Here is a 21,356-nt window from a genome sequence, read left to right on the forward strand (position 1 = left end):
GCCGTAGGTGTCGGGGCAGTGTACGGCGGAGCCGCCAGACAGCCAGCGAGGCACGCGAGACCGGCGAGGCCGCCAGCGTGGAGGAGTGTGCGACGGGCGGGCATCGAGTCGAGAGAGCGAACCCGGCGACATCTGTCTTGTCCCCCCGACCGGACGGTTTTTTGCTCGGGACCGACCCACTTCGGGGTAGATGCTCGAAGGAGTCAACGTCGCCCTCGGTGTCTCGGGCTCGATCGCGGCGGTGAAGTGCGTCGAGCTCGCACACGAACTCCGGCGACACGGCGCCAGCGTACGGGCGGTGATGACGTCCGCGGCCCGGGGAATCGTCCACCCCTGGGCGCTGGAGTTCGCCACCGAGCACGACGTCGTCACCGAGCTCACGGGGCGCGTCGAGCACGTCGAACTCTGCGGCAGAGAGGGCTGGGCCGACGTCCTCCTGCTCGCGCCCGCGACGGCGAACACGGTCGGAAAGGTTGCCAGCGCCGTCGACGACACGCCCGTGACGACCTGTGCGACCACCGCGCTCGGTGCGGACGTGCCGGTGGTCTGCGCGCCGGCGATGCACGAACCGATGTACGACCACCCCGGTGTGCGCTCGGCGCTGGACCAGCTAACCGAGTGGGGCGTCGAGTTCGTCGACCCCCGCATCGAGGAGGGGAAAGCGAAGATCGCCACCGAGGCGGCCATCGTCACGGGCGTCGCCCGGGCCGTCTCCAACCGCCCGCTCGACGGCCGGCACGTCGTCGTCACGGCGGGCGCGACTGCCGAACCGCTCGACCCCGTCCGCGTCCTGACGAACCGTTCGTCCGGGCGGATGGGTCGGGCGCTCGCCCGCGCGTGTCACGTCCGGGGTGCCGACGTCACGCTCGTCCACGGCACCGGGGGCACGAAGCCGGACGTCGACGCCCACTACGCGGACGTCGAGTGGGTCGGGTCCAGTGCAGAGATGCTCGCGGCGACGCTCGACGCCTGCGACGACGCGGCCGCCCTCGCCTCGGCGGCGGCCATCTCGGATTTCACCGTCGACGCGAGCCCCGAGAAGATCCGCTCGGGCGACGCGCGGACGCTCGACCTCCTGCCGGCGCCCAAACTCATCGACACCGTCCGCGACGAGTATCCGGACCTCCCGGTCGTCGGCTTCAAGACCGAGACGTCGGGCGACGACGAGGCGATGACGGCGGAGGCCCGGCGCATCATGGACCGCTCGGGCCTCGCGTTCGTCGTCGCCAACGACGCGAGTGTGATGGGCGAAGCGGAGACACGGGCGCTCCTCGTCACCGGGGAGACGTCGGAGCCGTTCGTCGGGTCGAAGCTGGCGGCCGGCGAGCGCATCGCCGACGAACTGGTCGGGGTGCTCCGGTAGACCCGGCGGGCCCTGTCGACTCTCTCGACAGCCGATGGGCATCAACGGCCGTCCTGCCTACGGGACGCGTGTCGGTCACCGGTCATCACTCGAACCAGGCAGATTCGATCGATCGATACAGCTGCTCGTGAAGCTCACACCCCGGTATCAGGAGTTACTTTTCCGTTCGCGTACGAGGCGATAACATGTGGCCATCCTCGCTCGTAGCAGTAGCTGAGGCCAGTCTCTTACAGTACACTGTGCCGGTCGTCGGTGTCGAACTGGGGCAGCCTGCCGTCACCACGGTCGGCATCGTCCTGATCCTACTGCTCCTCCTGGGGTCGGGTTTCTTCTCCTCCTCGGAAATCGCGATGTTCTCGCTGCCGGCCCACCAGATCGACGCGATGGTCGAGCAAGGGTTGCGCGGCGCCCGGGCGGTCAAGTCACTCAAAGAGGACCCCCACCGGCTCCTCGTCACGATTCTCGTGGGGAACAACATGGTCAACATCACGATGTCCTCGATATCGACGACCATCGTCGGCTTCTACTTCGACCCGGGGACGGCAGTCATCGTCTCGTCGCTCGGCATCACATCGATGGTGCTGATATTCGGCGAGAGCGCGCCCAAGTCCTACGCCGTCGAGAATACCGAGGTACACGCACGGCGTGTCGCCCGGGGGCTGAGAATCGTCGAGAAGGTACTGTGGCCGCTCATCACCCTCTTCTACTACCTGACGGGCGTCGTGAACCGGGTGACAGGCGGGAATCCGTCTATCGAGTCGACGTACGTCACTCGTGACGAGATTCGGAACATCATCAAGACGGGTGAGCGCGAGGGCGTCCTCGACGAGGAGGAACGCCAGATGCTCCAGCGCGCCCTGCGATTCACCGATGCCTCTGCCAAGGAGGTGATGACTCCACGGCTCGACGTGGCGGCCGTCCCCGGAGAGGCGACCGTGCAGGAGGCAATCGAGCGGTGTATCCAGTCAGGTCACGCTCGCCTGCCTGCTTACAGAGGGTCGCTGGACAACGTGATTGGCGTCTTCGACATCCGAAACCTAGAGGACGTCGACTACAGTGGCGCGGCTGACCTCGAGGTGGAGGACGTGGTCACGCCGCCACTTCACGTCCCCGAGTCGAAGAAAGTCGACGAACTCCTCACGGAGATGCGCGAGAACCGACTCCACATGGTCATCGTCATCGACGAGTTCGGCGCGACGGAGGGCCTCATCACGATGGAGGACGTCCTCGAGGAAATCGTCGGCGAGATACTGGTGGGTGGGGAGGAGCACCCGCTCGAATTCGTCGACGAGACGGAGGTGCTAGCCCGTGGCGAAGTCAACGTCGACGAAGTCAACGAGGCTCTCGGCATCGACCTCCCCGAAGGCGAGGAGTTCGAGACCATCGCCGGCTTCATCTTCAACCGTGCTGGTCGCCTCGTGGAACAGGGTGAGGCGTTCGAGTACGAGAACGTAACGTTACGGGCCGAACAGGTGGAAGATACCCGCATCCATGAGGTACGGGTGACCGTCGACCGGCGGGTCGACCAACCCGTCGACGGGGGTTCGTCGAGAGAGGAGGGTGGTCCCGAGTGACCGAGTGGCCGCCGGTGAAAAACGTTAGACGACTGGGCGACGTCACCTCGCGCAGTAGCACATGTACGATAACATCCTCCTCCCGTTCGACGGCAGCGATGGCGCCGCCAGGGTGCTCCACCACGCCGCCGAGGTCGCACACTGGGCAGACGCGACCATCCGAGCGCTCTACGTGGCCGACACGAATCGCGACAGCGTCACCGTCGTCGAGGGGCACACCATCGACGTCCTCGAACACGAGGGACGGGACATCGTGGAGGAAGCCGCCAAGACGATGGAGACGCTCGGCGTCTCGTATCGAACGGACGTCGTTCAGGGTAATCCTGCCCCCACCATCGTTGAGTACGCCGAGGCGTACGACCAAGACCTGATCGTGATGCCGACCCACGGACGCGAGGGCGTCTCCCGGTATCTCGTCGGGAGCGTCTCGGAGAAGGTCGTCAGACTCTCCTCGGTGCCCGTCCTCTCCGTCCGGATGCAACCCGACGAGATGCTCACCTTCCCCTACGAGGCCGTCCTCGTTCCGACCGACGGCAGCGACGCCGCGACACACGCCGCCGACCATCTCCTCGAGTTTGCGGCGGCACTCGACGCGACAGTCCACGTCCTCTCGGTCGTGGACGACTCCGCGCTGGGGCCGGACGTCCGGTCGACGATAGCCGGGAAGGAGAGCGAGCAGGCCGCGACCAGTGCCGTCGAAACCGTCGTCTCAGCGGCCAAGGAGCGTGGAATCGCGGACGTCGTCCAGCACGTCGAACTCGGACGACCCGCGGAGGTGATCCTCGGCTGCGTCGAGGCGAACGACGTGCACGCCGTCGGGATGGGGACGACTGGGAGACGCGGGACGGACCGTATCCTGCTCGGCAGTGTCGCCGAGAGGACTGTCCGCTCCGCCCCGGCCCCCGTCATGACCGTCGCGAAGCCGGGGTGACCCTCGACTGTCTGATCGATGTTCGCCGGCCCCGTCGATAGGACTCGGGATAAATCATCGGCTCACCGGAGTACGAGCGCGTGAGGAGGGTCATCGAGCTAAGACATACCGTACGAACCGCCCTCGTACTCTCGCTGACTACACTCTCGACAGCCAGCACGCAGCCGTGTCGACCACCGGACATCCGAACAGCACCAGCACCGTTCAGAACGACTCAGTCGTCGCCGGGCGACGTACCGCCCGCCGGCGAGTCGTCCTGTTCCTGTCCCACGTCTTCTGCGCGTTCGCCGCCGCCCTCACCGGGCCACGTGACGCCGCCGAAGAAGTCGACGCCCATGCGGTGGGCGGCCTGTGAGATCATGTGTGCGCCCGTCGGCGCCGTCACGAAGAGGAAGACGACGGTGACGAGCGCGATGAGGCCGTCGCCGCCGGGCCCGTAGAAGACGAACGCGGCGAGCGCAATCGAGGCCGCCCCGAGCGTCGTCGCCTTCGAGGTCGCGTGCATCCGGTTGTAGACGTCGGGCAGTCGGAGCAACCCGACCGCACCGACGGTGAGGAAGGCGACGCCGACGGCGACGAGCAGCACGACCAGTGCGCCGCGAACCGGCCCGACCGAGACGGCGCTGGCAGCTTCGGCGGTCATTCGATGATGTCCCCCTCCGTGACGTACCGCGCGACGGTAATCGTCGAGATGAACCCGATGATGGCCAGGACGAGGCTCACCGTGACGAAGAAGCTCTGCGTCGAGAGCATCGCCCACAGCGCCGCGATGGCGACGACGTTCGTCCCGATGGTGTCGAGGCCGACGACCCGGTCGGGGACGGTCGGACCCCGAATGACACGGTACGACGCCAGGAGCGTCAACACGGCCGCCGCGACGAGCGCGGCCCGCAGGCTCAGTTCGACGAAGCCGGGGAGTTCAGTCGCCATCGGTCACCTCCCGACCGTCGACGGAGCGGCCGCCGTCGGCCCGGACCCCCGGGACCGGGTCGCCCGGCTTCAGTTCCTCGTCGAAGATGACGAGCGCGTAGTCCTCCCAGGTCCGGATGGGGTCGAGGACCTCCTCGGGGTTGCTCCCGTCGATGCTGTGCACGTAGAGCGTGTTCGTGTCGTCGTCGTAGTCCATGGTGAGCGTGCCGGGCGTGAGGCTGATGGAGTTCGCGATGGTCGTGATTGCGGCGTCGGACCGGACGCGCAGCGGCACCTCGACGACCGCCGGGTGGATGGGCATCGACGGTGCGAGGACGCGGTACGCGACGTCGACGTTCGCCGTGAGCAACTCCTTCAGGAACGCGGTGAGGTACAGCATCACGTACGGGACCACCCGGACGGTCCGAGAGAGCGGCGTCGACGGCGCGTAGAAGCGCCGGAACGCGTACGCGACCGGCAGGCCGACGAGGAGGCCGATGAGGAACTCCTCCGCGAGGCGGACGGGCGTGAGTTCGACGCCGCGGACGAACAGCCACAGCACCGCGAGCGCGAGACCCGAGAGCGGCCAGCGGCGGGTCATCCGGAGAACACCTCCGGCCCGACGCTGTCGACGTACGTCCCCGTGTCGAGCGCCGCGCGGGCGGCCGCCTCCGCCGTCGCGTACACCGCCTCGAACCCGACGCCGAACGCGACGAGGCAGACGGCGAGGACGACGGCCATCGTGACCTCGGTGGTCAGTGTCAGTTCGGTGAGGCCGCCGTCGGCCGCGAGACCCTCGCTCTCCTCGGTTTCGCCGCCGGCGGCACCGCGGACCCACCGACTGGGGATGGCCGCTCGGACCAGGTCGGAGGGTTCACCCCAGAACGCGGCGTTCCACGCCCGGGTGTAGTACGCGATGGTCAGGATGGCACCGGAGAGCGCGACGGCGAGGAAGGCACCCGCCCCCGCCGCGCCGGTGGCGAACGCGTCCGCGCCGGCCTGGAACACCAGGAGTTTGCCGAAGAAGCCAGACAGCGGCGGGACGCCGATGAGGGTGAGCGCGCCGAGGAGGAACGTCCCGGCGAGCACCGGCGCCCGGTTCGCGAGCCCCCCTAGCCGTGCGAACTCGTCGGTGCCGACGGACTCCTTGAGCGTCCCCGAGACGAGAAAGAGGAGGCTCTTCGCGAGGGCGTGGTTGAACGAGTAGACGAGCGCGGCGGTGACGCCGAGGACGCGAACGGACTCGGCGGGAACGGTCGCCGCCAGCGCCAGCGGCAGGACGATGAAGCCGACCTGCGAGATAGACGAGTGCGCGAGTAAGCCGTCCAGGTCCGGCCGGCCGACGGCGGCCACCCCGCCGAGGACGATACTCACCGTCGCCATCACGAAGAACACCGGGCCGAAGAAGGCGAGGAACGAGTCGCCCGCGACGCCCGGGAGCGACACTGGCACCGACGCCGCGGCGAAGACGGTGAAGTAGAGACGGACGATGGCGTAGACGCCCACCTTCTTCACGACGCCGGCGAGCATCGCCGTGACGGGCGCGGGCGCGGCGCGGTAGGCCGCGGGGACCCAGAACTGGAAGGGGGCGAGGCCGGCCTTCAGCGCGAACACCGAGAACAGCACCGCCGACAGTCCCAGCACGGGCAGCACTGCGACGCCGAACTCGCCGGGCGCGGCCAGCCGTCGAGCCATGTCGGCCATGTTCAGCGTACCGACCGTCGCGTAGAGGCCGCCGATGGCGACCAGCATCACGGCCGAGCCGATGAGGTTCAACACGACGTAGGTGAGGGCGGCGCGGGTCTGCTCGGGCCCCGAGTAGAACACCACGAGGATGTACGAGGACATGAGCATCACCTCGAACCAGACGAAGAGGTTGAAGATGTCGGCGGTGAGGAACGACCCCGAGACGCCGACGACCATGAAGTGGTAGAGTGGGTGGTACGCGAGGCGCTGGCCGAAGGCGTCGACGGAGACGACCGAGTACACCAGCGCGACGAGCGCGACGATGGCCGTCAAGGACAGCATGAACACCGAGAGCGCGTCGGCGACGAGGCTGATGCCGAACGGTGCGGCCCAGTCGGAGACGTAGTAAACCAGCGTCCGCGATTCCGAGCCGAACGGGAGGACGACGCGGCTGAACAGCACGGCCACCGCGACGAGGTACGCGACGCTCCCGAGGATGCTGGTGACGCGCTGGAGCGTGTCGTTCGTCCGGGTCAGGAGCGTCAGCACCGCCGTGACGAGCGCCACGACGAGCGGTGCGGCGACGACCTGTTCGGTCACTCGGCGTCACCTCCGTGTTCCGCTTTCCCCGACCCGGGCGCGCCGCTCCGGCCGAGTTCGTAGACGTCGATGGTGCCGTGCTCCTCGTAGACCCGGTAGGTGAGCACGAGCGCCAGCGCCGTCGTCCCGAAGCCGATGACGATGGCGGTGAGGACGAGCGCCTGCACCAGCGGGTCGGTCGGCGTCGCCTCCCCGGGCGCGACGGGTGCGACCCCGCCGATGTCGCCCATCGTCACGAGGTAGACGTTCGCGGACTGCGAGACGATGCTCACCCCCCAGACCACGCGGACGACGTCGCGACGCAGGATGAGGAACGTCCCCAGCGCGAACAGCAGTCCGAGGACGGCCGCGAGGACCACCTCGGTCATTCGTTCCCCACCTCCCCGAGGATGGTGAGGAGGCCACCGACGACGGCGAAGTAGACGCCGAGGTCGAACGCCAGCGCGGAGGCGACCTCCAGTTCGCCGTACAGCGGCAGGTGTTCGAGGAACAGCACCCCCTGTGTGAGGAACGGCGCCCCCAGGAAGACGGGGACGAGTCCCGACGCCACCGCGAGCGCGAGGCCGGCGCCGAACACCCACCGGTAGCCCGAGACGAGTTCGTGGTACTCACTGTCGTCGCTCGAGACGTCCAGCACCTGGGCCTGGAGGAACTCCATCCCGAAGATGACGTAGACGAGGACGAACGCCGTCGCCGTCAGCACCGCGCCGATGAACCCGCCGCCGGGGAAGTTGTGCCCCTGTAACAGGAGTGCGATGGACGTGACCAGGATGATGGGGACCACCACCCGCGTGACGGTCCGTGCGATGACCGTCGTCCGCCGGTCGTAGGGGTCGGCGGTGACCGTCTGAGGCTCCTTGCTGCTCCCGCTCGTACCCCCACTGCCGCTGCTCCCACTCGCGCTCGCGTCACCCTGTTCGCGGGCGTCGGTGCTCACTGTGTCTCACCTCGCGAGCGCATGCGGATGAGCGTCAGGATGGCGAGCGCGGCCATCGCCACGACGCTGATCTCGCCCATCGTATCGAACGCGCGGAAGTCGACGAGGATGACGTTGACGATGTTGCTGCCGCCGCCGTAGTCGGTGAAGAACGGCCCGTGTTCGGCGGGGACGCCGGCGCGCTGGGTGAGGAACCGCCGCAGCGAGGCGTCGGGTGAGGCCGACGTCGACAGGAGGACGGTGACGAACACGGTCACGCCGACGGCGCCCGCGACGAGGCTGTCGCGGACGGCGAGGTCCGGGTCGATGGACCCGTAGTAGGCGGGGAGTCGGTCCAGCACGAGGAGGAAGATGACGAGGACGAGCGTCTCCACCACGAGCTGCGTGAGCGCGAGGTCGGGCGCGTTGGCGAGGATGTAGAAGATGGCGACCATGAACCCCACGATGGAGAGGGTGAGGACGCCCGCGATGTGCGACGGCGCGGCGAGGATGGCGAGCGCCGCGACGACTGCGACGGCGACCACGAGCACCAGCGCCAGCCCCAGGTCCGGGACCAGCCCGGGCAGTCCGGGCGTCGTCGCGGCGTACCCGCCCAGCGCCAGCGCCGCGATGGCGACGAACGCCCACGTCGCGTACGTCCGGAGGAGCCCCGTCTGGACGCGCGGAATCGCGGTGGCGGAGAGGACGTTGAGGCCGTCGACGCCGTTGTCGTACCACCAGTTCGCACGGACCGGGCCGCGAAGGACGGCGTTCACCCCGGCGTGGAGGCGGTCGTAGAACGGGAACGACACCGCGCCGACGACGATGGTGACGATGCTCATGATCACGTAGGGGGTCAGCTCCGTCGGGAACTTCACCGAGAAGGAGTGTGCCTCCCCGGGCACGACGCTCCCGTACACGTCACCGACGAGCGCGGAGATGAACGCGTTCGGCTGGGCGGAGATGGCGAGGACGAGGACGCCCAGGAGCGCCGGCGGAACGAGCATCGCCAGCGGCGGCCGATGGACGTGGCCCAGTTCGTCCGGTTCGCTCCCGAAGAACAGCGAGGCGAACTTGATGGAGTAGAGGAAGGTGAAGACGCTCCCGAAGACGGCGACGACGGGGAAGAGCCACGCCGCACCGCCGAGGTCCTTCGCCGCGTAGTAGGTCGACTCGAACAGCAGCTCCTTCGAGTAGAAGCCGTTGAACGGCGGGAGGCCGGCCATCGACAGGGAGGCGACGGTGGCGATGACGGCCGTGACGGGCAGGTGCTTGCGGAGGCCGCCGAGTTTCTCGATGTTCCGGGTGCCGGCCTCGTGGGCGACGATGCCCGCGACGAGGAACAGCGCGGCCTTGAAGCTCGCGTGGTTGAGGATGTGGAACGCGCCGGCCTCCGCGCCGAAACTGTTCGCGAAGCCGAAGGCGGCGGTAATGAGCCCGAGGTGGGAGGCGGTCGAGTACGCCAGCAGTTCCTTGATGTCCGTCGCGCCGACGGCCAGGATGGCGGCGACGGTCATCGTCGCGAGTCCAAGGACGGCGAACAGCAGCGTCCACTCGCCGAGCGCGAGCGACTCCTCGGAGAGGAACAGCGGCCGGAAGCGCCCCACGAGGTAGACGCCCGCCTTCACCATCGTCGCGGAGTGGAGGAACGCCGACACGGGCGTCGGCGCCTCCATCGCGTTCGGGAGCCACACGTGGAACGGGACCTGCGCGGACTTCGTCGCCGCCCCCATCCCCAGGAGGACGAGGACGGGCACCAGGAGGCCGGCCTCCCGCAGTCCGCCGCGGATGGCCTCGCTGTTCTCCAGCATCACGGTGAGCGAGTACGTCTGCTCGCCGACGCTCCCCGAGACCCACACCAGGAGGAGGAAGCCGACGAGCATGAACAGCCCGCCCGAGACGGTGATGAGCATCGACTTCCGGGCGGCGTACTGCGACGCCTCCTCTCCGGTGTAGTGGCCGATGAGGATGAACGACGAGAGGGAGGTGAGCTCCCAGAAGACGAACAGCGCGAGGAGGTCGCCCGCGAGCGCGACGCCCAGCATCGACCCCATGAAGGCGAGGAGCGTCGCGTAGTACTTGGCCTGGCCCGGTTCGCCGTGCATGTAGCCGCCGGAGTACGTGAGGATGAGCACCCCCACGCCGCTCGCGAGGAAGGAGATGAGGAGCGCGAGTCCGTCGACGTAGAAGGCGAGCGAGACGCCGAGCGAGGGAATCCACTCGAAGGACGCGGTGCCGTGGGCCCCGTTCAGGTAGAGCGAGGAGACGAGACCGAAGCAGGCGAGCGCGACGGCAGCGGCGTAGTACGCCGTCCGCTCGCCGAGGACCCGATAGACGAGCGGCGTCGCGGCCGCCCCGAGGAACGGGAGGAAAACCACGGCGAGAACGACTTCGGGTGTCGGTTGCACGTGCCCGATTCGGGGGAGATTCGACTTATGTGTTGTCAAACGAGGTTGTCGCTTTTGTCCGTGGCGTGCGAAGGCCGCCGTATGGACGACGCACTCGTAGACCACATCTGGGAAGCGGTGTCCGACCGGGTCGGGTCGGACCTGCGAGTCGTAACGTGCTACGAGGCGAGTACGTTCGAGACACGGATGCGTCCCGACGTCCGCGAGGCGTACTCCCCGAGCGAGGACCGTGTCGTCGTCAACGACACCATCGTGAACCAGCTTCGCCTCCCCGAAACCGAGGACGTGTTCAAAGCGGGCCCGCTCCGGTCGCTCGTCCGGGTCTTCGAGGACGCGTGGGTCCTCTCGTGGCGCGACGGGGGGTCGACGAAGTCCGGCGTCATCGTCTCCGTCGAGCGCGACGGCGAGACGGCGACGATGGACGACCTCGATTGGCTGACACGGTACCTCTCGAGCGAAGTCGCCCCCCGGATGGAGTGAGCGCGCTCAGGCGCTCGGCGCTTCGATGCCCAGTTCCTCGAGGAGCGTCAGCGCCGCCTCGTGCGAGGACGGCGGGCCCCGTGCCGTCACGAGGTCACCGTCGACGGTGACGGAGGTGTCGTCGTCGAGTTCGGCGTCCCAGTTCGCGCCGACGGCCTTCACCTCGTCTTCGACCCAGTACGGCAGCTTTCGGCCGTCGGGCATCAGGTCGAGGTCGTCGACGATTCCCTCCTCCCAGGCGTTGGGGAAGCCGGTCACGTCGCGGCCGGCGGCGAGGAAGTCCCCGTCGGAGTCGCGGGTGAACGCGAGGAGGCCGACGGCGTGACACACCACGAGCGCCTTCCCGTCGCCCTCGACTGCCTCCCGGAGGGCGGCGCGGGCGTGGCGGTCCTGGTTGACGTCCCACTCCGTCCCGTGGCCGCCGGGGAAGACGACGGCGTCGTACTCGTTCGCATCTACCGACGCGAGCGGCTCGGGGTCGTTCAGTCGCTCGTCGTTCGCGTCGCACTCCGCGACGCGTCGAGCCGTCCCCTCGCCGACCTCGTCGGGGTCGACGGAGCGTTCGTCGACCACGGGCGGGTTGCCGGTCGGCGTCGCAACCGTGCACTCGACGCCCGCGTCGGTGAGCGTCTGCAGCGGCTCGATGCACTCTTCTCCCCAGTACCCTTCCTCGGTGACGACGAACAGTGCGGATGTCATCGTACACGGTTGGGAAGCCACGCGCAAAAGGGGCCGGTCCCCGGAAAGCCCGGCCTCCTCTCCTCTTTCCCGACTCTCTGCGTTCGTTACTCGTCGGCACCGGCGACCGGTCCGTGGCGCTCCTCGTCGACGGGCGCACTCTCGTAGCCGTGGTGGAGGTGACAGGCCGCCTCGTGACCCGCGGCGGCCGGTTCGAGCGCCGGTCGCTCGCGGGCACAGACGGTCGGGAACGCCTCGGCGAGTCGGTCGCTCGCCGCGTCCCCCTCGTCGTCGGCGACGGCTGCGAGCGCCTCGTCGACGACTCGCTCGGCGCTCGGGTCCGACAGGGTCTCCGGAATCTCGAACTCCGCGCGTATCGCCTGAGCGACCCGGTCGTCGTCGACTGCCGCCACAGTCTCCCCATCCTCGCCGGCGACGAACTCGCGGACGGCGTCGGCGTCGATGCCCTCCTCCCGGAGGCGGACCCGGAGGTTCATCACCGCGCGCCACTCCGACCGGGTGAAGTCGTACCGGTCGGGCGGGACGATTTCGGGACAGCGAGTGTGGAACCGACAGCCAGCGGGGGGGTTCGATGGACTCGGTACGTCGCCGGTGAGGACGGTCCCGAGGCCGCGCGACCACGGGTCCGGTTCGGGAATCGACGAGAGGAGCGCCCGCGTGTAGGGGTGCTGTGGGGACTCGAACACCCGGTCCGTCGGCCCGAGTTCGACGATTTCGCCGAGGTACATCACGGCGACCCGGTCGCACACCTCGCGGACGACGCCCATGTCGTGACTGATGAAGACGATGGCGAGGCCGAACTCCTCCTGGACGCGCTCGATGAGCGTCAGAATCTCGGCCTGGACGCTCACGTCGAGGGCGCTCGTCGGCTCGTCGGCGACGACCAGGTCGGGGTTGACGACGAGCGCCCGCGCGAGGGCGATGCGCTGGCGCTGCCCCCCGGAGAACTCGTGGGGGTAGCGGTCGACGTCCTCCCCGGAGAGCCCGACGCGCTCCAGGAGGTCGGCGACGATGCGGCGGCGACGCTCGCGCGACGTGATACCGTGGATGACGAGCGGCTCGGCCACCGCCTCGCCGACGGACATCCGCGGGTCGAAACTCGACGTCGGGTCCTGAAAAATCATCTGCGCCCGGCGGCGGAACCGCTTCAGTTCCCTCGGCGTGTAGGTGGTGATGTCCTCGCCGTCGAACAGCACCTGTCCGCCCGTCGGCTCCTCCAGTCGGAGCAGCGAGGTGGCCGCCGTCGACTTCCCACACCCGGATTCGCCGACGATGCCGAGCGTCTCGCCGCGTTCGACCGAGAAGGAGATGCCGTCGACCGCACGGACGTGACCCACCTCGTTCTTCAGCAGCCCCTCGGTGATAGGGTAGTGCTTCTCGAGATTCCGCACCTCCAGGAGCGACATCACTCGTCACCCCCCGTCTCCGTCTCCGTTCCCGTCGCGGACTCGCTGGCCGCCTCGTTCTCTCCCCCGTCGAGGACTACGCTCGGGTCGCCACCCGGACCGAAGTGGACGCAAGAGACCCGGTGTGTGCCGCCGGCGCCGGACGCGTGACCGCGCTCGGGGTCGTCGCGCCGTCCCTCGTCTCCGTCGCTCCCACCGGCGAACCCACTGGTGCGGAGCGGTCCGCCGGGCGTCGGGGAAGAGCCGCCCGCCTCCGGTGCGTCGGCCTCGTCTGGTGTGCCCCCAGAGTCGAGCGGGTCGCCCGCATCGGCCGTCCGCCCGTCGCCCGTCGCGTACAGCGGCGGCTGGTCGCCCTCGGTACAGGCGTCGACGGCGTGGGGACACCGCGCGGCGAACCGACAGCCCGGCGGCGGGTCGGTCGGGTCCGGGAGCGTCCCGCCGATGGAGCGCATCCGCCCGCCCCGGCCGGGGAGACAGCCGAGGAGGGCGCGGGTGTAGGGGTGTGAGGGCTCGTCGAAGAGACCGTACACGTCCGCCGTCTCCATCACCTTCCCCGCGTAGAGCACCACGACGCGGTCGGCCACCTCCGCGACCACCCCGAGGTCGTGGGTGATGAGGAGGATGCTCATCTCGAACTCCTCCTGGAGTTCCACGAGGAGCCGGAGAATCTGCGCCTGGATGGTGACGTCGAGCGCCGTCGTCGGTTCGTCGGCGACGAGCAGCTTGGGGTTCGAGGCGAGCGCCATCGCGATGACGACGCGCTGTTTCATCCCGCCGGAGAACTCGTGGGGGTAGTCGTCGAACCGGGACGTCGCGTCGGGGATGCCCACTCGGTCGAGGAGTTCGAGCGCCCGCTCTCTCGCGGCCTGCTTCGAGACGTCCTCGTGGAGGCGGACCGCCTCGACGAGTTGCCAGCCGACGGTGTACACCGGGTTGAGCGCCCCCTGTGGGTTCTGGAAGACGTGGGCGATGTCGCCGCCGCGGACGCTCGTGAGTTCCTCGTCGGAGAGCGTCGCGAGGTCCCGGCCCTCGAACCGGACGGCCCCCTCGATTTCGCCGGGGGGCGTTCGAATCAGCCGCGTGATGGACTCCGAGGCGACGGTCTTGCCCGACCCCGACTCGCCGACGAGACAGACCGTCTCGCCGCGCCCGACCGAAAAGGAGACGCCGTCGACGGCGCGGACGACGCCCTCGTCCGTCCTGAACCGGGTCCGGAGGTCCTCCACCTCCAAGAGCGGCTCCGGCTCTCGGTGCCGTCTTCGACTCCGTTCCCCGCTCATCTGTCCGCCCTCGGGTCGAGTGCGTCTCTGAGCGCGTCGCCCATGAAGTTGAACGCGAGGATGGTGAAGAAGAGGAAGAAGCCGGGGAACGTCGAAATCCACCACGCGCTGTCGAGGTCGGAGCGGCCGGCGGCGATGACCTGTCCCCACGAGGGGATGGTGGGGTCGCCCAGCTGGAGGAACGACAGCGCGGCCTCCGCGAGGATGTACCCCGGGATGGCGAGCGTCGCGGCAGTTATGACGGTGGATGAGACGTTGGGGACGAGGTGGCGCCGGATGACGTACGCGGCGTTCGCCCCGGCGCTCTTCGCGGCCATGACGTACTCTTCCTCTCTGAGCTGGAGCGCCTCGGAGCGGACCAGCCGCGAGATGCCGCCCCAGGAGGTGAGCCCGAAGAGGACGATGAACATGAACAGGCTCCCCCCGAACAGGAAGACGAGGAGGAGGTACAGGAGGAACGTCGGGAAGGTGAGCTGGATGTCGACGTAGCGCATCAGCACCTCGTCGACCATCCCCCCGGAGTACGCCGCGACGGTTCCGACGGCCGTCCCGATCGAGATGACGAGCAGGGTGGTGATGAGGCCGAGCTTCATGCTCACCTGCATCCCGTAGACGACGAGCACGAGGATGTCCTTCCCGTCCGACGTCGTCCCGAGTGGGTGTGCGAACGAGCCGTGACAGACGTCGCCGGTCACCTCGCCGACGCACTGGATGGGGACGGAGGCGTCGACGGTCGTGAACACCGGCGGCTGGTACTGCCGGGTGAGCGCGAGTTCGGGTGTGGGGATGAAGATGGGACCCACCGTCCCGACGAAGAAGACGACGAGCAGGTAGCCGAGGCTGACGACGGCGAGACGGTTCTTCCGGAACTGCCGCCAGTAGTAGGCGGTGAGCCGTCGGTTGTCGTACAGCGGGACGACGACGTAGAACACCATCGCGACGAGCGTCAGGACGAAGAGCCAGTCTAGCTGGGTGACGTCCCAGACGAACTCGTCGCCGAACAGCGGCACTGCCGGCGGGAGGGCGAACTCGAACGTCGCGGTGTCCGTGGGGACGACGACGTAGTCGTAGGCGAACGCGGCCGCGAGCACTGCCAGGACGCCGAGGACGCCGAGGTCCCGCCGCGACAGCACCGTCCGCCCGCCCTCGTCGCTCCAGTCGATGTCCTCGAACGTCTCGTGCTGTGCGCCGTCGCCGCCGTAGCCGGCTCTGGAGTCGGTCTCGGTTTCGGTCGCCATCAGTGGTCACCGTAGTCGATGCGGGGGTCGAGCACCGTGTACGCGAGGTCCTGGAACAGGTTGCCCACGATGGCGATGAAGACGCCGATGAGCACCGTTCCGAGGACCAGCGCCGTGTCCTGTGCGATGATGGCGCGGAACGACAGCTGACCCAGCCCGGGGATGCCGAAGACCACCTCGACGAGGTACGAGGCGGCGATGAATATCCCCAGGAGGTCCGAGATGAGGATGGTCACGAGGGGTGGCGAGGCGGGGCGGAGGATGTGCCGGGTGAGGACGCGCCACTCGCTCGCCCCCTTCGCGCGTGCGGTCTTGACGAAGTCGGCCTGGACGAACTCGAGTGTCCGCGCGCGCGAGTAGCGCATCAGGCCGGCGATGGTCCCCGTGGTGAGGACCACGACCGGCAGGACGAGCTGGCGGGCCATCTGCAGCGAGAGGAAGGGCGCGTCGGGGTCGAAGACGACGGGGAACCAGCCCAGCTGGACGCCGAAGACGAGGAGGAGGATGATGGCGAACCAGAAGTTAGGGATGGCGAAGCCGAAGAAGGCGAAGAACGTCGCCGCGTAGTCGGCCTTCGTGTACTGGTGCGTCGCGGAGTACAGCCCGATGGAGAGGCCGAGGAGGATAGAGAGGATGGTCGTGGGAACGGAGTAGATCGCGGTGTACGGCAGGGCCGCCCAGATGGCCTCGGTGACGGGCTGTGAGCGGCTGTCGGACCAGCCCCAGTTGAGCGTCACCATGTTGGTCATGTACGTGGTGTAGCGCTCCCAGAGAGGGCGGTCGAGGCCGCGCGACTGTCTGAATGCCTCCTCGGCCGTCTCGGCGCTCCCACCGGCCTGTGCGGCCTGGAACCCGAGCTGAGCCGCCTGCTGGTTCGGCGTCACCGCCAGCAGCCCCCACGTCACCGAGAGGATGATGAACGTGGCCACGAGCGTCCACAGCAGCCGGCGGACGACGTACCAGCGCAGGCTCATCTCGGGCCCTCGGGCTGTAGAGTGTGGGTCAGGGTCACTCGAAGTACCACCGCTGGGAGTCCCACCCGCTGGCGAAGTCCTCGATAGGGCCCTCTACCCGCGACTGGTAGCCCGAGATGGACGACGACATCGTCACGAAGCCGAACGGCTGCTCGTCGTTGATGAGACCGAACGCCTGCTCGAACAGTTCCTTGCGCCGTGCCTCGTCGGCAGTCTGGGACGCCTCCTCGTAGAGGCTCGCGATGTCGGCGTCGGGGACGTACCCGTAGTAGTTGATCCCGCCGCGCTCCTCGAAGAAGCCTTTCGAGGACGCCGGCGTGTACGGGTACGTGTTGAACCCGAGGTTGACGGACATGTCCCACGACTCGTCGCTCACCGAGACGTCGCGCGGGCCGCCGTTGAACCGGCCGGCGCTCCACGGGACCTCCTCGCCCTCGGGCGGCGAGTTCGAGGCGTACTTCTCGATGAACGAGGACGTGGCCTTGAGTTCGACGTCGATGCCGGCGTTCTTGCCGAACTCCTGTGCGATGAACTCGGCCGTGGTCTGTTCGGTGTTCTGTCCCTGGTCGAAGAAGAGCGTCAGCGTGACCTGCTCGCCGTTCCCGTTCTCCAGCGTGTCGCCGTCGTAGCCGTACTCGGTGTCCGAGAGCGCGTCCGAGAGCGCCTGCCTCGTGACTTCGGGTCCGTAGTTCTCGCCGACGCCGTAGTTCGTGATACGGTCGTCGACGTACCACCGGGTCCACTTCGGCTGCATCGTCTGTGCTACCTGCGCGAAGCCGCGGTAGATGCTCTCGGCGATGGCCTGTTTGTCCACCGCGTGGGCCAGCGCCTGCCGGACCGCCTTTCGACGGAACGGCTCCCAGCCGTTGGCCCGCATGTTGTACGTGAGGACGGAGACGAACGGCTGGGGGGTGACGTTGAGGTAGACGTTCTCGACGTCCCGGAACTGGTTCGCCTTGTTCGGCGGGACGCCCGCACTGCTGACCTCGCCGCCGCGGAGCGCACCCAGACGGGCGCTCTCCTCTTTGATGACCCGGACGACGTACCGGTCGAAGTACGGCGCGTCCGTGAAACTGGCCGCGAAGGCGTCGTCGTAGCCCTCGAACCCCTCGTTCGCCGCCACCTCGCGGAGGTAGTAGTCCTCGTTACGGGTGACGACGAACTGTGACTCCCGCTCCCACTCCTCGTACGTGTACGGGCCGAGGTTGCCGGTGTACGCCAGCGTGTTGACCTCCTCGTCCTGCTGCAGTCCCTCGGTGTCCTGGTCGGGGACGTACTTCTCGAGGATGCCCTTCGGCATGCAGTTCTGTCCCCAGAGGACGGGTTTGAACGGGAACGAGGGGTCGATCTCCGGGAGTCGAAGCTCGAACGTGAGCTCTCCGGTCTGTTCGACAGGGATGGGCTCGCCCCCGCGGAACCACTCGTCGGCGTTGGGGAAGCCCGACCAGTTCTCCTCGGCCTGGAAGACGTTCGTGATCATGTACACCCAGTCCTCGGCCGTCATCTGGCCGTAGCCGGCGCCCCACTGCAGGTTGTCTCGCAACTGGACCTCGTAGACGCGGCCGTCCTCCGAGCTGATGTCCGCCCAGAGCGGGAAGATCTCCTGGTCGGGGGTGATGACCCACGTCGCGTCCATCGTGAGGCCGATGTATCCGCCCGAGGTGGTGTCGGCGATGGAAATCCAGTTGAGCGAGGAGGCGTCGGCCGACGAGGCGCTGACGTAGTCGCCGCCGACGCGCCGAGACCCGCCGCTCGACGCGCCGGTGTCGTCGGTCCCCCCCGTGCTCGCCGTCTCCGTGGCCGTCCCGCCGCTCTGGCCGCCCGAACCGCCGTCCTGACCGCTCGAACACCCCGCGAGAGCCGTCGCACCCCCGACGCCAAGCAACTTCAGAAGGTCTCTGCGACCCGGCCGATAGAGCGCGTCCGGGCCACCGTCGCCTCCGTAACCGGATGGCATGATGTGTGAAAACAGCCACCAAAGTAAATATCCATCGGTGGGTGGTGTTATTCGTGCGTTATCGTCCGATTCCCGTCCGCCCACTCGGCCGAGCGACGACGGGGTGACACAACGTGAGAACGGCCACGAGTCGCGCACGGAGGACGCGTCAGTCGTCGCCGAACTCGTCGACGATGACCACTTCGCCGTCCTCGACGGTGACGTTGATGAGCGTCTTGACGGAGTAGTCGGTGTCGTCGAGTTTGTTCGGCCCCGCCTTCTTGATGACGGCGACGACGTCGACGACGTCGGCACCGATGTGGCTCAGCGCGTCGAGAATCGCCTTCATCGTCCCCCCTGTCGAGAGCACGTCGTCGAGGACGAGCACCTTGTCGCCCTCGTACACGTCGTTGATGTACATCTCCGAGTCGGAGTAGCCCGTCGTCTGGTGGAGCGACACCTCGCCGTCCAGTCCGTACTGGCGCTTCCGGATGACGACGAGGGGGATGTCGGTCATGAGCGAGACTGCCGTCGAGATGTGGATGCCCATCGCCGCCGGTGTGACGATCTTGTCGACGTCTTCGATCTCGGCCTTCCGGATGATGCGGATGACGATTTCGCGGAGGAGTGCCGGCTTCAGCATCGGCACGCCGTCGCTGATGGGGTGGACGAAGTACTGATAATCGCCTTTCTCGATGATTGGTGCGTCGAGGAGCGACTGCCGCAACTGGTCCATGGCGACGGTACCGAGGGTGGGAAATAAAGCGTGGCGGTTCAGCCGTTCGTGTGTGAGGCGGTGTCTGTGATGGGGAGTCGGCGCTGTCGTCTCGTCGCTCGGAGGTGGCGGCAGACACGGCGCTCCGGTGCGCGCTGCTGGCGGCTCCGTCCGCCAGCGACCAGTGTGCGAGGAACCGGCTCACGGCTCCGTCCGCGAGCCACTAGGTTGGGAGAGGCCTAACCCACGGCCGGGTACAGCCCGACTGTCGGTCGAGAAGCCCACCGCACGGGCATCCCGTAGGCCACGCCAGCCCCTACACTTTTTCCAGTCAGTCTCCGAGTCGCCGATGTGAAACTCGCTGACCTCGACCTCACGGTGGGGCGTCGGTTCTCTCGGGCGGACCTCGAAGCGACGTTCGACCGCGGTATGACCGGCCGTGGGATCGAAATCTGCTACGACGAAGACGACCAGCGGTATCTCCGCCTGTTCTCGAAGGAGACTGGCCCGTACGCCGACGATGTTACTTCCGGGCAGTTCACCTACATCGGTGAGGGTCGGACGGGAGACCAAACACTCACTGCCGGAAACCGAATCCTCGCCGAAACCACTGATCGTCCGCTCCCCATCTACTTCTTCTACCAATCGCCGAGTGACGACAGGTGGGAGTACCAGGGACTCGTCGACGTCGTGAGCTACCGGCGGGTCTACGACGACTCCGAAGACAGATACATCTTCGAGTTTACCCTTCAGCGGCGAGACGAGACACGTGAACGGGTCGACACTGAAGCGTGTGCACAGGACATCCAACAGCCGACCCGTGTCGAAACGACGCGCAGCCGGGTCATCAGAAACACTGCAGTCAGTCGTGAACTGAAAGAACTGTACGGACACCAGTGTCAGTTGTGCGGCGACGTCCGGCAGCGGACACCCGAGACGCCGTACGTCGAGGCTCATCACCTCCAGCCACTCGGGCGCCCACACGAAGGCCCGGACACGGCCGCGAACCTCCTCGTCCTCTGTCCCAACCATCACGCGGATTTCGACTACGGCATGGTTTCGGTCGATACTGGTAGCCTGACGGTCGCTCACGCGTACGACCGGTCACTGTCCGGAACGAAACTCAGCGTCGCCCCGGATCACCCACTTGCCGACGGGTTTCTCACGTACCACAACCGCGAAATCGCCGACTTCTGAAACTCACACCTCCTCGATTTTGAACACCGCTTCCTCGATACCCTCGCTCCGACACTCCGGACACCGCGAGGGGTAGTTGACGGGGTCGTCGAAGGCGCTGAAGCCACAGTTGCGACACTCGGGTGGGGCGACGAGGAACTGCTCGTCCTCGCCGTCGAGCGAGCGGGCGACGTGCTGGAGGTGCTCGTACACCGTCGACGCGGGGACACCGACGCGGGTCGACAGCTGGCTCGCCGTCGCCGGTTCGGCGCGGAGTTCGTCGGCGATACGCTGTCGCGTCGTCTCGGTCATACTCCCGGTACCGACTCGACGGTAATGCGTCTTGTTCCCCGCGCGTCGTACCCGCGGTCACCACCGGTTCGTCGCTCCGGTGGTCCGGACACCTCCCGACCCAACATAGCAAAGACAAAATGACCCTGTGCTGAAAAACAGTGTGAACCATGAAGGCAGTTGTCCTGGCAGGCGGGTACGCGACGCGACTCTGGCCCATCACGCGGCACCGACCGAAGATGTTCCTCCCCATCGGCGACGGGACGGTCATCGACACCATCTTCGAGGAACTCGAGGCGGACGACCGCGTCGACGAGGTGTTCGTCAGCACGAACGAGTACTTCGCCGACGAGTTCGAGACCTTCATCGCGGAGAGCGACTACGAGAAGCCGACCCTCTCCGTCGAGGAGACGGTCGAAGAGGACGAGAAGTTCGGCGTCGTCGGCGCGATGGCGCAGCTCATCGACCGCGAGAACGTCGACGACGACCTCCTCATCGTCGCCGGTGACAACCTCATCAGCTTCGGGCTGTCGAACTTCATCGACTACTTCGAGGAGAAGAGCGCACCCTCGCTCGTCGCCTACGACGTCGGGTCGCGCGAGAAGGCCAAGTCGTACGGGCTCGTCGAACTCGAGGGCGACCGCGTGGTGAACTTCCAGGAGAAGCCCGAGGACCCCGCGAGCACGCTCGTCTCCATCGCGTGTTACGTCTACCCCCAGGAGACGCTCCCGCTGTTCGACGAGTACCTCTCGAACGACAACAACCCCGACGAAC

The 21,356-nt window shown here is 67.5% G+C and carries 21 protein-coding genes; 6 read left to right on the plus strand and 15 right to left on the minus strand.

What is annotated here, in order from left to right; genetic code table 11:
- Positions 1-190 precede the first annotated feature (190 nt).
- The 3 genes from coaBC to ACESK5_RS14075 all read left to right on the plus strand — a co-directional run bounded on the left by coaBC (position 191) and on the right by ACESK5_RS14075 (position 3,868).
- Positions 191-1,363, plus strand: coding sequence for a bifunctional phosphopantothenoylcysteine decarboxylase/phosphopantothenate--cysteine ligase CoaBC (coaBC, locus tag ACESK5_RS14065; RefSeq protein WP_372912212.1), 1,173 nt, complete (start codon positions 191-193; stop codon positions 1,361-1,363).
- Between the two features lie 185 nt (positions 1,364-1,548).
- Positions 1,549-2,937, plus strand: coding sequence for a hemolysin family protein (locus ACESK5_RS14070; RefSeq protein ID WP_372912213.1), 1,389 nt, complete (start codon positions 1,549-1,551; stop codon positions 2,935-2,937).
- A gap of 61 nt (positions 2,938-2,998) precedes the next feature.
- Complete coding sequence (locus ACESK5_RS14075) at positions 2,999-3,868, plus strand: universal stress protein (protein ID WP_372912214.1); 870 nt, start codon at positions 2,999-3,001, stop codon at positions 3,866-3,868.
- A 214-nt stretch (positions 3,869-4,082) separates the two neighbouring features.
- Here ACESK5_RS14075 and mnhG read toward each other — a convergent pair whose 3' ends face one another.
- The 7 genes from mnhG to mbhE all read right to left on the minus strand — a co-directional run bounded on the left by mnhG (position 4,083) and on the right by mbhE (position 10,387).
- The gene (gene mnhG / locus ACESK5_RS14080; protein ID WP_372912215.1) at positions 4,083-4,511 is read right to left on the minus strand and encodes a monovalent cation/H(+) antiporter subunit G; all 429 of its coding nucleotides are present in this window, start codon (positions 4,509-4,511) and stop codon (positions 4,083-4,085) included.
- Entirely contained in the window at positions 4,508-4,798 is a 291-nt protein-coding gene (locus ACESK5_RS14085) for a monovalent cation/H+ antiporter complex subunit F (RefSeq protein ID WP_372912216.1), read from the minus strand. Before ACESK5_RS14085 ends, mnhG begins: the two co-directional genes overlap by 4 nt.
- Complete coding sequence (locus tag ACESK5_RS14090; protein ID WP_372912217.1) at positions 4,788-5,378, minus strand: Na+/H+ antiporter subunit E; 591 nt, start codon at positions 5,376-5,378, stop codon at positions 4,788-4,790. The genes ACESK5_RS14085 and ACESK5_RS14090 overlap by 11 nt, the downstream gene beginning before the upstream one ends.
- Entirely contained in the window at positions 5,375-7,063 is a 1,689-nt protein-coding gene (locus tag ACESK5_RS14095; RefSeq protein WP_372912218.1) for a complex I subunit 5 family protein, read from the minus strand. The genes ACESK5_RS14090 and ACESK5_RS14095 overlap by 4 nt, the downstream gene beginning before the upstream one ends.
- Positions 7,060-7,431, minus strand: coding sequence for a sodium:proton antiporter (locus ACESK5_RS14100; RefSeq protein ID WP_372912219.1), 372 nt, complete (start codon positions 7,429-7,431; stop codon positions 7,060-7,062). The genes ACESK5_RS14095 and ACESK5_RS14100 overlap by 4 nt, the downstream gene beginning before the upstream one ends.
- Entirely contained in the window at positions 7,428-7,871 is a 444-nt protein-coding gene (locus tag ACESK5_RS14105) for an MnhB domain-containing protein (protein ID WP_372912232.1), read from the minus strand. The genes ACESK5_RS14100 and ACESK5_RS14105 overlap by 4 nt, the downstream gene beginning before the upstream one ends.
- A gap of 125 nt (positions 7,872-7,996) precedes the next feature.
- Positions 7,997-10,387: a hydrogen gas-evolving membrane-bound hydrogenase subunit E gene (gene mbhE, locus ACESK5_RS14110; RefSeq protein WP_372912220.1), complete on the minus strand. Its 2,391-nt coding sequence runs from the start codon at positions 10,385-10,387 to the stop codon at positions 7,997-7,999.
- A gap of 81 nt (positions 10,388-10,468) precedes the next feature.
- Between mbhE and ACESK5_RS14115 the strand changes: the two genes are divergently transcribed.
- Complete coding sequence (locus ACESK5_RS14115) at positions 10,469-10,867, plus strand: hypothetical protein (RefSeq protein WP_372912221.1); 399 nt, start codon at positions 10,469-10,471, stop codon at positions 10,865-10,867.
- A gap of 6 nt (positions 10,868-10,873) precedes the next feature.
- Here the strand turns inward: ACESK5_RS14115 and ACESK5_RS14120 are convergent, their stop codons facing one another.
- From ACESK5_RS14120 to hpt, 7 genes are all read right to left on the minus strand, one after another.
- Positions 10,874-11,566 (minus strand): type 1 glutamine amidotransferase domain-containing protein, encoded by a 693-nt coding sequence (locus ACESK5_RS14120; RefSeq protein ID WP_372912222.1) that lies wholly within the window; start codon positions 11,564-11,566, stop codon positions 10,874-10,876.
- An 86-nt stretch (positions 11,567-11,652) separates the two neighbouring features.
- Positions 11,653-12,972 carry an ABC transporter ATP-binding protein gene (locus ACESK5_RS14125; protein ID WP_372912223.1) on the minus strand — a complete coding sequence of 440 codons (1,320 nt, stop codon included), beginning with the start codon at positions 12,970-12,972 and terminating at the stop codon, positions 11,653-11,655.
- On the minus strand, positions 12,972-14,252 hold the full coding sequence (locus ACESK5_RS14130) for an ABC transporter ATP-binding protein (RefSeq protein ID WP_372912224.1): 1,281 nt from the start codon (positions 14,250-14,252) through the stop codon (positions 12,972-12,974). The genes ACESK5_RS14125 and ACESK5_RS14130 overlap by 1 nt, the downstream gene beginning before the upstream one ends.
- Positions 14,249-15,490 carry an ABC transporter permease gene (locus ACESK5_RS14135; protein ID WP_372912225.1) on the minus strand — a complete coding sequence of 414 codons (1,242 nt, stop codon included), beginning with the start codon at positions 15,488-15,490 and terminating at the stop codon, positions 14,249-14,251. Before ACESK5_RS14135 ends, ACESK5_RS14130 begins: the two co-directional genes overlap by 4 nt.
- Positions 15,490-16,464, minus strand: coding sequence for an ABC transporter permease (locus ACESK5_RS14140; RefSeq protein ID WP_372912226.1), 975 nt, complete (start codon positions 16,462-16,464; stop codon positions 15,490-15,492). The genes ACESK5_RS14135 and ACESK5_RS14140 overlap by 1 nt, the downstream gene beginning before the upstream one ends.
- A 34-nt stretch (positions 16,465-16,498) precedes the next feature.
- The gene (locus tag ACESK5_RS14145) at positions 16,499-18,421 is read right to left on the minus strand and encodes an ABC transporter substrate-binding protein (RefSeq protein ID WP_372912227.1); all 1,923 of its coding nucleotides are present in this window, start codon (positions 18,419-18,421) and stop codon (positions 16,499-16,501) included.
- 148 nt (positions 18,422-18,569) lie between these two features.
- On the minus strand, positions 18,570-19,136 hold the full coding sequence (gene hpt / locus ACESK5_RS14150) for a hypoxanthine/guanine phosphoribosyltransferase (protein ID WP_372912228.1): 567 nt from the start codon (positions 19,134-19,136) through the stop codon (positions 18,570-18,572).
- A gap of 330 nt (positions 19,137-19,466) precedes the next feature.
- Here hpt and ACESK5_RS14155 point away from each other — a divergent pair, with 330 nt between their 5' ends.
- Complete coding sequence (locus tag ACESK5_RS14155) at positions 19,467-20,312, plus strand: HNH endonuclease (protein WP_372912229.1); 846 nt, start codon at positions 19,467-19,469, stop codon at positions 20,310-20,312.
- A gap of 3 nt (positions 20,313-20,315) precedes the next feature.
- On the opposite strand, the gene ACESK5_RS14160 is transcribed toward ACESK5_RS14155, so the two are convergent.
- Positions 20,316-20,603: a transcriptional regulator gene (locus tag ACESK5_RS14160; protein WP_372912230.1), complete on the minus strand. Its 288-nt coding sequence runs from the start codon at positions 20,601-20,603 to the stop codon at positions 20,316-20,318.
- Between the two features lie 149 nt (positions 20,604-20,752).
- Between ACESK5_RS14160 and ACESK5_RS14165 the strand changes: the two genes are divergently transcribed.
- The coding region (locus ACESK5_RS14165; protein ID WP_372912231.1) for an NDP-sugar synthase at positions 20,753-21,356 on the plus strand (604 nt) is incomplete at its 3' end.

Source organism: Salinigranum sp. (assembly GCF_041641895.1).
Lineage (GTDB): Archaea > Halobacteriota > Halobacteria > Halobacteriales > Haloferacaceae > Salinigranum.